12 protein-coding genes and 1 rRNA gene are annotated in these 13,450 nt (G+C 72.4%); 12 read left to right on the forward strand and 1 reads right to left on the reverse strand.

Annotated features, from left to right (window positions below):
* From rrf to ACFUEL_RS21885, 12 genes are all read left to right on the forward strand, one after another.
* A 5S ribosomal RNA gene (rrf, locus tag ACFUEL_RS21830) occupies window positions 1-92 on the forward strand; the annotation flags it as partial.
* Window positions 93-191: 99 nt separating this feature from the next.
* Window positions 192-803, forward strand: a complete 612-nt coding sequence (locus ACFUEL_RS21835) for a CDP-alcohol phosphatidyltransferase family protein (protein ID WP_380238180.1) — start codon at window positions 192-194, stop codon at window positions 801-803.
* 125 nt (window positions 804-928) lie between these two features.
* A complete protein-coding gene (locus ACFUEL_RS21840) occupies window positions 929-3,424 on the forward strand; it encodes a sugar phosphate nucleotidyltransferase (protein ID WP_380238182.1) in 2,496 nt (831 codons plus the stop codon).
* A gap of 135 nt (window positions 3,425-3,559) precedes the next feature.
* Entirely contained in the window at window positions 3,560-4,609 is a 1,050-nt protein-coding gene (locus ACFUEL_RS21845) for a DUF881 domain-containing protein (protein ID WP_380238184.1), read from the forward strand.
* Window positions 4,606-4,938, forward strand: a complete 333-nt coding sequence (locus tag ACFUEL_RS21850; RefSeq protein WP_043908904.1) for a small basic family protein — start codon at window positions 4,606-4,608, stop codon at window positions 4,936-4,938. The genes ACFUEL_RS21845 and ACFUEL_RS21850 overlap by 4 nt, the downstream gene beginning before the upstream one ends.
* Before the next feature lie 9 nt (window positions 4,939-4,947).
* Window positions 4,948-5,952 (forward strand): DUF881 domain-containing protein, encoded by a 1,005-nt coding sequence (locus tag ACFUEL_RS21855; protein ID WP_380238185.1) that lies wholly within the window; start codon window positions 4,948-4,950, stop codon window positions 5,950-5,952.
* 181 nt (window positions 5,953-6,133) lie between these two features.
* Window positions 6,134-6,997 (forward strand): FHA domain-containing protein, encoded by an 864-nt coding sequence (locus ACFUEL_RS21860; protein ID WP_380238187.1) that lies wholly within the window; start codon window positions 6,134-6,136, stop codon window positions 6,995-6,997.
* A gap of 65 nt (window positions 6,998-7,062) precedes the next feature.
* Entirely contained in the window at window positions 7,063-7,806 is a 744-nt protein-coding gene (locus tag ACFUEL_RS21865) for a MerR family transcriptional regulator (protein WP_380238188.1), read from the forward strand.
* A gap of 94 nt (window positions 7,807-7,900) precedes the next feature.
* Entirely contained in the window at window positions 7,901-8,374 is a 474-nt protein-coding gene (locus ACFUEL_RS21870) for a bifunctional nuclease family protein (RefSeq protein WP_380238189.1), read from the forward strand.
* A 366-nt stretch (window positions 8,375-8,740) separates the two neighbouring features.
* Window positions 8,741-9,418 (forward strand): MerR family transcriptional regulator, encoded by a 678-nt coding sequence (locus ACFUEL_RS21875; RefSeq protein WP_380238190.1) that lies wholly within the window; start codon window positions 8,741-8,743, stop codon window positions 9,416-9,418.
* A gap of 49 nt (window positions 9,419-9,467) precedes the next feature.
* Complete coding sequence (locus ACFUEL_RS21880) at window positions 9,468-10,202, forward strand: vancomycin high temperature exclusion protein (RefSeq protein ID WP_380238191.1); 735 nt, start codon at window positions 9,468-9,470, stop codon at window positions 10,200-10,202.
* A 59-nt stretch (window positions 10,203-10,261) separates the two neighbouring features.
* The gene (locus ACFUEL_RS21885) at window positions 10,262-11,635 is read left to right on the forward strand and encodes a DNA polymerase IV (protein WP_380238192.1); all 1,374 of its coding nucleotides are present in this window, start codon (window positions 10,262-10,264) and stop codon (window positions 11,633-11,635) included.
* Between the two features lie 272 nt (window positions 11,636-11,907).
* Here the strand turns inward: ACFUEL_RS21885 and ACFUEL_RS21890 are convergent, their stop codons facing one another.
* Window positions 11,908-13,251 carry an MFS transporter gene (locus tag ACFUEL_RS21890; RefSeq protein WP_380238193.1) on the reverse strand — a complete coding sequence of 448 codons (1,344 nt, stop codon included), beginning with the start codon at window positions 13,249-13,251 and terminating at the stop codon, window positions 11,908-11,910.
* Between the last annotated feature and the right edge of the window lie 199 nt (window positions 13,252-13,450).

Below are 13,450 nucleotides of genomic sequence, written 5' to 3' on the forward strand. Positions count from 1 at the left end.
CGCCCGGTTACATTCCGAACCCGGAAGCTAAGCCTCACAGCGCCGATGGTACTGCAGGGGGGACCCTGTGGGAGAGTAGGACGCCGCCGAACAATTCTTCGGAGAAAGCCCCCTGACGGGAAGTCAGGGGGCTTTCTTGTTGTAGGGTCAGTCCCGCACATGTCGGTGGTTAGTACAGGAGGCTCCGCACAGTGGAGGTCCAGGAGACGCGCGTTCAGACCGACCGGGTCCTCACGATCCCGAATTTGCTGAGCATGGCTCGGCTGGTGGGCGTGCCGATCTTCCTGTGGTTGGTGCTGTGGCCGGTCTTCGGGGGGCCGAAGAACGACGGGTGGGCGATCGTCGTTCTGATGTTGAGCGGGGTCAGTGACTACCTGGACGGGAAGCTGGCCCGGCGGTGGGGGCAGATCAGCCGGCTGGGGCAGTTGCTGGACCCGGCGGCGGACCGGTTGTACATCGTCTCGACGCTGGTGGGGTTGACCTGGCGGGAGATTCTGCCGTGGTGGCTGACGGCGCTGTTGGTGGCGCGGGAGGCGTTCGTCGGGGTGGTGCTGTTGCGGCTCAACCGGGCGGGTTACGGGCCGTTGAACGTGAGTTTCCTGGGGAAGGCGGCCACGTTCAATCTGATGTACGCGTTTCCGCTTCTGCTGCTGGGAGTGGGCACGGGGTGGGTGCACCAGGTTGCGGGAGTGGTGAGTTGGGCGTTCATCTGGTGGGGGACGACGCTGTACTGGTGGGCCGGTGCCCTGTATGCGGTGCAGGCCCGGCAGATCCTCCAGGCGGAGCGTCCGGCTGCCGTTTGAGATCGGCCTGAGATGTTTTACACGGCCTCCACGGTGAGTCGGACGTTTTCTTCCGGGTAGGGATGCGTCGGACCGGTTTGATGGACCCGCAGGGGTTCACCACCGCGAAGGAGGACGCACCCGTAATGAAAGCCGTTGTGATGGCGGGCGGGGAGGGCACTCGACTCCGCCCCATGACTTCCAGCATGCCCAAGCCGCTGCTGCCGGTGGCCAATCGGCCGATCATGGAGCACGTGCTGCGGCTGCTGAGGCGACACGGCCTCAACGACACCGTGGTGACCGTGCAGTTCTTGGCCTCGCTGGTGAAGAACTACTTCGGTGACGGTGAGGAACTCGGTATGCACCTCACCTATGCCAACGAGGAAACACCGCTGGGTACGGCGGGCAGCGTGAAGAACGCCGAGGACGCGCTGCGGGACGATTCGTTTCTGGTGATCTCCGGCGACGCGCTGACGGACTTCGACCTTTCCGACCTGATTGCCTTTCACCGGGAGAAGGGCGCACTGGTGACGGTGTGCCTGACCCGGGTGCCGAACCCGTTGGAATTCGGTATCACCATTACGGACGAGGAGGGGAAGGTCGAGCGCTTCCTCGAGAAGCCGACCTGGGGGCAGGTGTTCTCGGACACCGTGAACACCGGCATCTACGTGATGGAGCCGGAGGTCTTCGACTACGTGGCGGCCGGGGAGTCGGTCGACTGGTCGAGCGACGTGTTCCCGCAGTTGCTCAAGGAGGGCAAGCCGGTCTTCGGCTACGTCGCCGAGGGCTACTGGGAGGACGTGGGCACGCACGAGAGCTACCTGAAGGCCCAGGCGGACGTCCTGGAGGGGAAGGTCCAGGTCGAGCTGGACGGGTTCGAGATCTCGCCGGGCGTGTGGGTGGCCGAGGGCGCGGAGGTGGACCCGGAGGCAGTGCTGCGGGGGCCGCTGTACATCGGCGACTACGCCAAGGTCGAGGCCGGCGTGGAGCTGCGCGAGCACACCGTGCTGGGGTCGAACGTGGTCGTGAAGCGCGGGGCGTTCCTGCACAAGGCCGTGGTGCACGACAACGTGTACGTGGGGCCGCAGAGCAACCTGCGCGGATGCGTGGTCGGGAAGAACACCGACGTGATGCGGGCCGCGCGGATCGACGAGGGGGCGGTGATCGGTGACGAGTGCCTGATCGGCGAGGAGTCGATCGTCGCGGGCAACGTCAAGGTCTACCCGTTCAAGACGATCGAGGCCGGCGCGTTCGTCAACACCTCGGTGATCTGGGAGTCCCGCGGCCAGGAGCACCTGTTCGGGGTGCGGGGCGTGTCGGGCATCCTGAACGTGGAGATCACGCCGGAGCTGGCCGTGCGGCTGGCGGGGGCGTACGCGACCACGTTGAAGAAGGGCGCGACGGTCACCATCGCGCGTGACCACTCGCGCGGTGCGCGGGCGTTGAAGCGGGCGATGATCTCGGCGCTGCAGACCAGTGCGATCGACGTCCGGGACCTGGAGAACGTGCCGATGCCGGTGGCGCGGCAGGCGACGGCGCGGGGGAGCGCGGGCGGGATCTTCCTGCGGACCACGCCGGGGGTGCCGGACTCGCTGGACATCCTGTTCTTCGACGAGCGCGGGGCGGACCTGTCGCAGGCCGGGCAGCGGAAGCTGGACCGGGTGTACGCGCGGCAGGAGTTCCGGCGGGCGTTCCCGGGCGAGATCGGCGACCTGCTGCACCCGGCGAGCGTGTTCGACTCGTACGCGACGAACCTGTTGCGGGCGGTGGACACCTCGGGGGTGCGGGAGGCCGGGCTGAAGGTCGTGGTGGACGCGGCGCACGGCAGTGCCGGGCTGGTGCTGCCGAGCATCCTGGGGCGGCTCGGGGTGGAGACGCTGACGGTGGCCGGCGGCCTGGACGAGTCGAAGCCGACCGAGGGCTCGGACGAGCGGAGGGCGGCGCTGGCCAGGCTGGGCGAGCTGGTGGCGTCCTCGCAGGCCGCGTTCGGCGTGCGGTTCGACCCGGTGGGTGAACGGGTGTCCTTCGTGGACGAGCTGGGTCGGGTGATCCAGGACGACCGGGCGCTGCTGGTGCTGCTGGACCTGGTGGCGGCCGAGCGCCGTTCCGGGCAGGTGGCGCTGCCGGTGACGACGACGCGGATCGCCGAGCAGGTGGCGGCGTACCACGGCACCCAGGTGATCTGGACGACGACCTCGCCGGACGACCTGGCGAAGGCCGCGGCGGCGGACGGCACGGTCTTCGGCGGGGACGGGCGCGGCGGTTTCGTGGTGCCCGAGTTCTCCGGGGTGCTGGACGGGGCGGCGGCGTTCGTGCGGCTGGTCGGCCTGGTGGCGCGGACGCAGCTGACGCTGAGCCAGATCGACGCGCGGATCCCGCAGGCGCACATCCAGAAGCGGGACATCGCGACGCCGTGGGCCGCCAAGGGCATGGTGATGCGCTCGGTGGTGGAGGCGGCCGGGAACCGGAAGCTGGACACCACGGACGGCGTGCGGGTGGTCGAGCCGGACGGCCGGTGGACGCTGGTCCTGCCGGACCCGGCCGAGGCCGTCACCCACCTGTGGGCCGAGGGCCCGGACGACGAGGCGACCGAGCGGCTGCTCGACGAGTGGGCCGCGGTCGTGGACGGCGCCGGGAGGTAGTGCGGGGGAAGTGAGGTGGGGGCGGGCCCGGCGGGCCCGCCCCCACCCGGGTTTGTCACGATCCTGTGCCGAAACCGTCCTGCGGGGCGGGAAGCTGGTCGTGGGGCACCGCGTGGTCGTGAAACGATGGCCCGCATGCCAGCAACGCCGACGCCGAGTGATCCGGAGGGGCGCTTCCGCCGTCCGGACGCCTCGATGTCCCTGCTGACCACGGTCATGGAGCACTCGCTCGACGACGGGTACGCGGAGGCGGCCCGGGCGCGCGGGGCGGAGGGCAGCTCGCGGCTGCCGACGACGGCCAGGGGCCGGCTGGTGCTGGCCCTGGGGCTGGCGCTGGCGACGGTCGTGGTGACGGTCGGGGCGGTGAACACGCACGCGGCGGCGCCCGTCCTGGCGAAGGAGCGGGACGCCCTGGTCACCCGGGTCAACGAGGCCAACGCGGCGGCGGACGCCCTCCAGCGGCAGGTCGAGGAGGACCGCGACAAGGTCGAGCAGGCCCAGGACGCGGCGCTGCAGACCGGGGACGACGGCGGGGTGGCGGCGCTGGCGGCGCAGACCGGCACGGGCGGGATCACCGGGCCGGGCGTCAAGCTGGTGATCGACGACGCGTCCGGCAGCGGTTCGGGCGGCAACGTCAGCGATCCGCGCAACGGCGCCGGCTACGGCAAGAACGGCCGGGTCAAGGACCACGACCTGCAGTACGCGGTGAACGGCCTGTGGCTGGCCGGCGCGGAGGCGGTGTCCGTGAACGGGCAGCGGCTGACCGCGCTGTCGGCGATCCGGGCGGCCGGTGACGCGATCCTGGTCGACAACCGGCCGCTGGTGCCGCCGTACACGGTGCTGGCGATCGGGGACGGGCCGCGGCTGGCCCAGGCGTTCCAGGACAACGAGGGCGGCCGCTACCTGAAGATCATCGAGGACAGCTACGGGATCCGCTCGACGCTGTCGACGCAGAAGTCGCTGACGCTGCCGGCCGCGCTGGGCGTGACGCTCAGGGTGGCCGGGCCGGAGCCGTCCGCCGAGCCGTCCGCGGAGGCGTCCGGCGAGTCGAGCCCGCCGCCGTCGCCGTCCGGTTCGCCGGGCGCGGCGAGGAGCGGGGCGCCGTCGAAGTCCGCGCGGTCGGGCGCGAAGCCCACCACCCCTTCCACTTCCACATCCACCGGAACAGGAGCTGCTACACCGTGATTGCCGTACTGGGTCTGGTGATCGGCGTGGTCGTCGGCGTGTTCGTGCAGCCCGAGGTGCCGAACGCGGTGGTGCCGTACCTGCCGATCGCGGTGGTGGCGGCGCTGGACGCGGTGTTCGGCGGCGTGCGGGCGATGCTGGACGGGATCTTCGACGACAAGGTCTTCGTGGTGTCGTTCCTGTCGAACGTCGTGGTGGCGGCGCTGATCGTGTTCCTGGGCGACCAGTTGGGCGTGGGGTCGCAGCTGTCCACCGGCGTGGTGGTGGTGCTGGGCATCCGGATCTTCTCGAACGCGGCGGCGATCCGTCGGCACGTGTTCAGGGCTTAGGGAGCGGCTGTGAGCGAGGAGAAGGAGCCGCAGGAGCGGGCAGGCCGGGAGGAGGGGGAGCGGCCCGAGGAGCTGCCGACCGCTGCCGCTGCCGCTGCCGCTGCCGCCGCCGCCGAGCCCCGGGCCGAGTCCGAGCCCGAGTCCGAGTCCGGTGCCGGGACGGGGGAGGCCGCGGAGGACACGCCCGGGGACGGGGGGAAGGACCCGGGCGCGGAGGCGGAGGCGGACGCGGAGGAGCGGCCCGCGGCGGGGACGACGGCCGTGCCGCGGGAGCCGGTGCGGCTGCCGTCGGACGGGCGGAGCCGGCTGAAGGCGGCGATGTGGCCGCCGCGGGTGTCGCGGGGCCAGCTGGTGGTGGCGCTGCTGCTGTTCGCGCTGGGGCTGGCGCTGGCGATCCAGGTGCGCTCGACGAACGACCACAGCGAGCTGCGCGGGGCCCGGCAGGAGGACCTGGTGCGGATCCTCGACGAGCTGGACGGCAAGCAGCAGCGCCTCCAGTCGGAGAAGACGCAGCTGGAGCAGTCCCTGGCCCAGTTGGAGAACTCCTCCAACCAGGCCAAGGAGGCCCAGGAGCAGACCCGGAAGAAGGCGGCCGAGCTGGGCGTGCTGGCCGGCACGGAGAAGGCGACCGGCCCGGGGATCGTGTTGACGATCGATGATCCCCAAGGGCAGGTGAAGGCGGATATGCTGCTGGACACCCTGCAGGAACTCCGAGCTGCGGGGGCGGAGGCGATTCAGATCAACGACGTGCGGGTGGTGGCCGGCACCTACTTCACCGACAACTCGTCGGGCGGTGGCGTGCGGATCGACGGGAAGAGCGTCTCGCAGCCGTTCCGCTTCACCGTGGTGGGCAACCCGCAGGATCTGACTCCGGCGCTGAACATCCCCGGTGGGGTGGTGCGCAGCCTGGAGAACCACCAGGCGCAGGCCACCATCGTTCAGCAGCAGAAGGTGCTGGTGGACGCGTTGGCCGCGCCGAAGCCGCTGCAGTACGGCAAGCCGGCGACGAAGTGACGGGGCGCGCTCCGTACGGTTCGTCAGCTGCGGGCAACCCCCGGTGGTGGGTTTCCGCGGCGGGTCGGCGACACTGGGTCCTACCACCCGTCAGTCTCCGGTCCGATGCCGGTCCCACCGCCACACCGAGCCTTGAACCCTGCCCCGCGGGCGGTTCTGTCACACGCAAGGGGATTCGCCCGTGAGTTTTTTCTCGAAGCTTTTCGGTCGCAACAAGAAGGCGGCCGAGGCGCCGACCGCGCGCTACCGGCAGGAGGACGCCGGGGTGCCGTCGATGCGTCCGGCGCCGGAGGGGCAGCGTCCGATGTACCGGGACGACGTGACCCAGGGCGCGGGCATCCAGACCGGGCAGTTCGACGCGGGACACGGCGCGTCGGTTGATTCGTCGGGCGGGCCGCGCATAGGTTTCCCGGCAGGACCCTCAACCTCCGGTGGAGGGTTTGCCCCGGACCCCTATGCCGGGCACGTCCAGTCGGGTGTGCCGCGCCAGGAGGCTGTGAACATGGCTGGCACCAGCCCGTGCCCGCGGTGCGGGAACCAGAACCCGGCGCAGGCCCGTTTCTGCTCGAACTGCGGGACTCAGCTGCGTGGCGGCGGCTTCCCGGAGGGCGCGGTGGAGACCACCTCGACCATCTCGATCTCCGGCATCGAGTCGTACGACCCGACGGCGACCTCGACGGGCGCCACGCCGGCGCTGTCGGCCGAGGTGATGGCGGCGATCGACGCGCTGCCGCCGGGCTCGGCGCTGCTGATCGTGCAGCGCGGCCCGAACTCGGGCAGCCGGTTCCTGCTGGACTCGGACGTGACCACGGCGGGGCGGCACCCGCAGGGTGACATCTTCCTGGACGACGTGACGGTGTCGCGTCGGCACGTGGAGTTCCGTCGGCAGCACGACGGCGGCTTCTCGGTCGCGGACGTGGGCAGCCTGAACGGCACCTACGTGAACCGGGAGCGGATCGACGAGGTGCTGCTCAGCAACGGCGACGAGGTGCAGATCGGGAAGTACCGGCTGGTGTTCTTCGCCAGCCACCACCGGGGGTACTGACCACTTCTCCGTTTGGAGCCCGAGTGACCCCACAGATTCCTACCCCGTCCCTCGGGTCCTCGCCCGTGCCGGCCTCGCGCCGCACGGGCGAGGCGCGCCGGCGGGGTGACGAGCTGCTGTCGATCGGCGCGGTGCTGGCCTTCCTGCGGGACGACTTCCCGGAGGTGACGATCTCCAAGATCCGCTTCCTGGAGGCGGAGGGCCTGGTCGAGCCGCAGCGCACCCCGTCCGGCTACCGGAAGTTCTCGGCGGCGGACGTGGAGCGCCTGGCGTACGTGCTGCGGATGCAGCGCGACCACTACCTGCCGCTGCGGGTGATCCGCGAGCACCTGGACGCGATCGAGCGCGGCGAGCAGCCGCCCGCGCTGCCCGGCGCGGAGGCCCGTCCGGGGCCGCTGGAGGAGGCGGACCGGGAGCTGGCGGCCGCGGCCGCGGTGGCGGGCGGGGTGCGGCTGGGCCGGGCCGAGCTGATCGCGGCGGCCGAGGCGCAGGAGCGCGAGCTCGTCGAGTGGGAGGCGTACGGCCTGGTGCAGCCGGGCCCGGACGGCGGGTACGACGGGGAGGCGCTGCAGATCGCGCGCCTGGTGGCGGAGTTGGGCCGGTTCGGCCTGGAGCCGCGGCACCTGCGGGCGATGAAGGCGGCGGCCGAGCGCGAGGTGGCGCTGGTGGAGCAGGTGGTGGCGCCGCTGCGGCGGCACCGCAACCCGCAGACCCGGGCGCACGCGGAGGCGACGGCGCGGGAACTGGCCACCCTGTCGGTGCGGTTGCACGCGGCGATGGTGCAGGCGGGGCTGCGGGCCCGGTCCTGAGCGGCCGGTGGCGGGGCGGGCGGCGGGTCCGGATCGCGGTGGCCGCTGCCTGCTGCGCTTTCCTATCGGGGGCGCGCGCCATAGGGTTGCTGGTGTGAATGAGCTCGACGTCGTGGGTGTCCGGGTGGAGATGCCCTCAAACCAGCCGATCGTGCTGCTGCGGGAGGTCGGCGGTGACCGCTACCTGCCGATCTGGATCGGGCCGGGCGAGGCCACCGCGATCGCCTTCGCCCAGCAGGGCATGACTCCGGTGCGGCCGTTGACGCACGACCTGTTCAAGGACGTGCTCGGTGCGCTCGGGCAGCAGCTGACCGAGGTGCGGATCAACGACCTGCGGGACGGGGTGTTCTACGCGGAGCTGGTGTTCACCGGTGGTGTCGAGGTGAGCGCGCGCCCCTCGGACGCGATAGCGCTGGCGCTGCGCACCGGTACGCCGATCTACGGGAGCGAGGAGGTGCTGGCGGAGGCCGGCATCTCGATCCCGGACGAGCAGGAGGACGAGGTCGAGAAGTTCCGGGAGTTCCTGGACCAGGTCTCGCCGGAGGACTTCGGCGGCGGCCCGCAGTAGTTCCGGCCCGTTCCCTACGCCGTCCGGCCCGTTCCCTACGCCGTCCGGCCCGTTCCGGCGCCGTCCGGGGCCGGGTGCGGCCGGTGGCCCGCTGTGACCGGGCGGTGGTCCGCGCGCTAGCCCGGTCGGCGGCGGGTCGCAACTCGGTTGGGCCGGAAATCACTTCGGCTACCCACGCATGGGGCACGAATAACCACTCGATGGGGTGAAGTTTGTGGAAGCCCCCGGCGTGGCGATCGTTGACGGTGCTTGGGCGACTGCCTACCGTCAGGTGATGGCCCGCCGGACGGGCCACCCGCAGCCCGGGGCCCGGTGGGGCTCCTGCGGGTCCCGTGGGGCCTTGGGCGGAATGGACGGAGGTTGGCGATGAGCGGCACCGGCGACGAGACGCGTTCCGGGGCGCTGTGCGCGGTGCACGTGCCGCGGGCCGGCCGTGCCCTGATCGGGCGGCCCTGGCGGCCCGAACCCGAGGCCGAGGAACTGCCGAGGCTCGGCCGCTTCCCCGCCGTCCAACCCGGGCAGCCCGCGATCGAACGGCTCGCCCCCACGTCCGCGCTGGTCGGCTACCGCGGGCCGACGGCCTGCGCCGCGGCCGGCATCACCTACCGGCAGCTCGACTACTGGGCGCGCACCGGGCTGCTGGAGCCCTCGGTGCGCTCCGCGTACCCGGCCGGGGCGCAGCGGCTGTACAGCTTCCGGGACATTCTGCTGCTGAAAATCGTCAAGCGGCTGCTGGACGCGGGCGTGTCGCTGCAGAACATCCGGGTGGCCGTCACCCACCTGCAGTCCGCCGACCAGGCCGGGCTGACCGGGCTGACCCTGATGTGCGACGGCGCGACGGTCTACGAGTGCACCTCGCCGCAGCAGGTGGTCGACCTGCTGAACGGCGGGCAGGGCGTGTTCGGCATCGCGGTCGGCGCGGTCTGGCAGGAGCTGGAGAGCACGCTGGGGCGGCTGCACGGCGAGCGCACCGACACCGGCGAGACGCTGGTGGGCCACGACCCGGGTGACGAACTGGCGCAGCGCCGCAACCGCGCAGTCTGAGCGGGCCCGGCCGGGGAACCGGCGGGCGGGCCCGGTCGTCCTGGCCGGTATGTCGACGATCTTGAGGTGCGCGGGGAGGCGGGTCCGGGCCGGGTGGCTGGCGGTGCGGCCGGCGGACCGGCGGCGACAGCGCCGGTGGTTCCAGGCCGCGGTGCTGTGCACCGCGCTGGGCCTGGCGCCGAGTGCCTGGCTGCACCTGGCCGGGTCCGCGCGGGTCGGCACGGTGGCGAGCGCGCCCGGTGCGCCCGTCGCGGTGGTGTTCGGCGCCGGGCTGATGGACGGCGAGCCCTCCCCGTACCTGGCGCACCGGCTGGACGCGGCGCTGGAGCTGTACCGGGCGCACAAGGTGCGGGCGATCCTGGTCACCGGCGACAACGGCACCGTCCAGTACGACGAGACCGACGCGATGCGCGCCTACCTGATCGGGCGCGGGGTGCCCGCGGTGCGGGTGGTGGGCGACTACGCGGGCTTCGACACCTGGGACTCGTGCAGCCGGGCGCACCGGATCTTCGGCGTGGACCGGGCGCTGCTGGTCAGCCAGACCTTCCACGTCCGGCGGGCGCTGGCGCTGTGCGAGGCCGCCGGGATCGACGCGTACGCGGTCGGGGTGGAGGAGCGGCACGACACCACCTGGAAGTACGGCGAGGCGCGGGAGGTCGGCAGTGCGGTGAAGGCGGCGGCGAACGTGCTGCTGCGGCCGGACCCGACGCTGCTGGGGCCGCGCGAGGACGGGGTGGCGCGGGCGCTCGCGGACGCACAGGCGGGGGCGGACGGGGACGGGTAGCCGGCGGACGCGGGCGGGCGGGCGGCGGGAGTGTCAGTGCCGCGCGGGATGATCGAGCGGTGCGGACCGTGCCGAGCATCATCCACCTCGACATGGACGCCTTCTTCGCCGCGGTGGAGCAGGCGTCCAAGCCGAGCCTGCGCGGCAAGCCCGTCATCGTCGGCGGCCTCGGCGGGCGCGGTGTGGTCTCCACCGCCTCCTACGAGGCCCGGAAGTTCGGCGTGCACTCGGCGATGCCGATGGCGCAGGCCCGCCGGCTGTGCCCGAACGCGGCGTTCCTGACCGGCCGGTTCGACGCGTACCGGGCCAACAGCGAGATCGTGATGGCCCTGCTGCGGGAGCGCTCCCCGCTGGTCGAGCCGCTCAGCCTGGACGAGGCGTTCGTCGACCTGGAGGCCGGGCCGTACGGGCCGGCGCTGGCCGCCGCGACGACACCGGCCGAGGGCGCGCAGCTGGTGCTGGCGCTGGCCGAGGACCTGCGGGCGGACATCGTGGAGCGCACCGGGCTGACCGCATCCGTCGGCGTGGCCGGCTCCAAGCTGATGGCCAAGATCGCCTCCGAGCGGGCCAAGCCCGACGGTCTGGTGCTGATCGAGCCCGGCTCCGAGCGGGCGGTGCTCGCCCCGATGCCGGTGCGCGCGCTGCCCGGGATCGGCCCCGCCACCGAACAGGCGCTGCGCCGGGCCGGGTTGACCACGGTGGCGGACCTGGCGGAGGCCGGGTTCGGGGAGCTGGTCGGGCTGCTCGGCAGGGCGCACGGCGCGGGCGTGTTCCAGATGGCGCTCGGCTGGGACGAGCGGCCGGTGGTGCCGGACCGGGACGCCAAGTCGGTGTCGGTGGAGGACACCTTCGAGGTCGACCTCGCCGACCGGGACCGCATCCTGCACGAGATCGAACAGCTCGCCGCGCGGTGCGTGCGCCGGCTGCGGGCGGCCGGGCGCTCCGGGCGGACGGTGGTGCTCAAGGTCCGCCGGTTCGACTTCTCGACGCTGACCCGCTCCGAGACGCTGCGCGGGCCGACGGACGACGAGGAGGTGGTCACGGCGACGGCGCGCCGCCTGGCCGCGCAGGTCGACGTGACGGGCGGGGTGCGGCTGCTGGGCGTGGGCGTGACCCAGCTCGCGGACTACACCCAGGAGGACCTGTTCGCCCAACTGGAGCGGGAGGAACGGGAGTCGGGCACGGCGGCGGTGGTCGAGGAGGCGGTGGCGGAGGTGGTGGAGGCCGATCCGGCGGCCCGCCGCTGGTGGCCCGGACAGGACGTGACGCACCGCGAGTTCGGGCCCGGCTGGGTGCAGGGCAGCGGGGTCGGGCGGGTGACGGTGCGCTTCGAGACGCCGTACTCGGGGGTGGGCCGGGTGCGGACGTTCGCGGTGGGGGACGCGGAGTTGGAGGCTTCGGGGGCGCTCCCGCTCAGGCCCCCGGCGGGGTAGGGGACGGGGTGAACGCTGCGGCGGGGCACGGCGGGGGCGGGGTTCCGGAGCGGGCGTACGGCACGGGTCCCCCGCGCCGATGCCCTTGGCGCGGGGGACCCGTGGTTGCTCGCGCGTGTCCAGGACGCGAGGGGGACGCCCGGTCAGGCGTCGGTCTTGGTGAGGGTCGGGGCGGCCTGCTCGGCGGGGAGGGCGGAGGCGGGCCGGGCGGCGCGGATGGCGAACGGGACGGCGGCGGCGACCAGGCACATTGCGCCGGCCACCCAGAAGGCTTAATGGTAGGCGCTCTCGGTGGGCAGCTGGACGGGGATCGGCAGCTTGAGGGTGTTGCCGGTGAGGATCGCGCTCATCACCGCGGTGCCGATCGCGCCGCCGACGGTGCGCAGCACGGCGTTCATGCCGTTGGCGATGCCGGACTGCTCGGCGGGGACGGCGCCGTTGATGTAGGCGGGCATCGCGGCGTAGGCGAGGCCGACGCCGAGGCCGAAGACCGCGGAGGAGAAGTAGAGGTCGAACTCGGCGCCGTGGCGCAGCGCCAGGTAGGCCATCGAGACGGCGCCGAGCAGGCCGCCGAGGACCAGCGGGAGGCGGGGGCCGCGGCGGGCGATCAGCAGGGCGCCGAGCGGGGCGGCGACCATCGAGCCGATCGCGGAGGGCAGCAGCATGATGCCGGCGTGCAGGACGGTGGCGGTGAAGCCGTAGTGGGCGAGCCGCTCCGGGGTCTGCGCGAAGTTGCTGATCACCATGAACGAGCCGTACATGCCGAAGCCGATCAGCAGGCCGGAGAGGTTGGTGAAGGCGACGGCGGGGCGGGCCATCATCGACAGGTCGACCAGCGGGTGGGCGACCTTGGACTCGACGAGCAGCCAGAGCAGGGCGATCACGGCGGCGACGGCGAGCAGGCCGAGGGTGCGGGTGGACGTCCAGCCCCAGTGGTTGCCCTGGCTGACGGCGATCAGCAGGGCGGAGAGCCAGCCGGCCAGGGTGAGCGCGCCGAGCGGGTCGGCGCCGCCCTCCTGGTCGGTGACCGGGTCGGAGGGCACCCGCAGGACCACCAGTGCGACGGCGATCAGGCCGAAGACCAGGCCCATCCAGAAGATCGACTTGTAGCTCCAGTGCTCCAGCAGCAGGCCGGTGGCGACCAGGCCGAGGCCGGAGCCGACGCCCATCGAGGCGGAGATCGCGGCGACGCCGCCGGTGACCTTGTGCCGGGGCAGTTCGTCGCGGACGATGCTGATCGCCAGCGGCAGCACGCCGCCGCCCGCGCCCTGCAGCACCCGGGCCACCACCAGCCAGGTGAAGGAGTGGGTGCCCACCGCGAGGGCGGAGCCGAGCACCAGGCCGGCCAGCGAGACCAGCAGCACGGGCTTGCGTCCGCGCAGGTCGCCGAAGCGGCCCAGCAGCGGGGTGAGGACCGCGGCGGAGAGCAGGTTGGCGGTCATCAGCCAGGTGATGCTGGAGCCCGAGACGTTCAGCTCGCGGGCCAGGCCGGGCAGGATCGGGACGACCGCGGTCTGCACCACGCTGAACGCCAGCATGGCCAGGATCAGGGCGGGCAGGACCCGGGCGCTGGTGGGCTTGGCGGCCGTGGGGGCGGGCTGTGGTGCCTCACTCACGGGGACTCCTCCGACAGGTTGCTTCAGACAGGCGATAGTGCATGAACTGAAGTAACCATGTCGGGAGATGGTTCACCCTGTCAAATATCAATCGGTGAAGCTTTGGCAAAGCGCCGGCCCCGGCCCGCCGGAGCGGACCGGGGCCGTCGGCCGGCACCCCGACAGGAGCGCAGCCGCTCCGGACGGGCGGTCTCTTAAA

It is taken from the genome of Kitasatospora sp. NPDC057198, from assembly GCF_042670125.1.
Taxonomy (GTDB): domain Bacteria; phylum Actinomycetota; class Actinomycetes; order Streptomycetales; family Streptomycetaceae; genus Kitasatospora.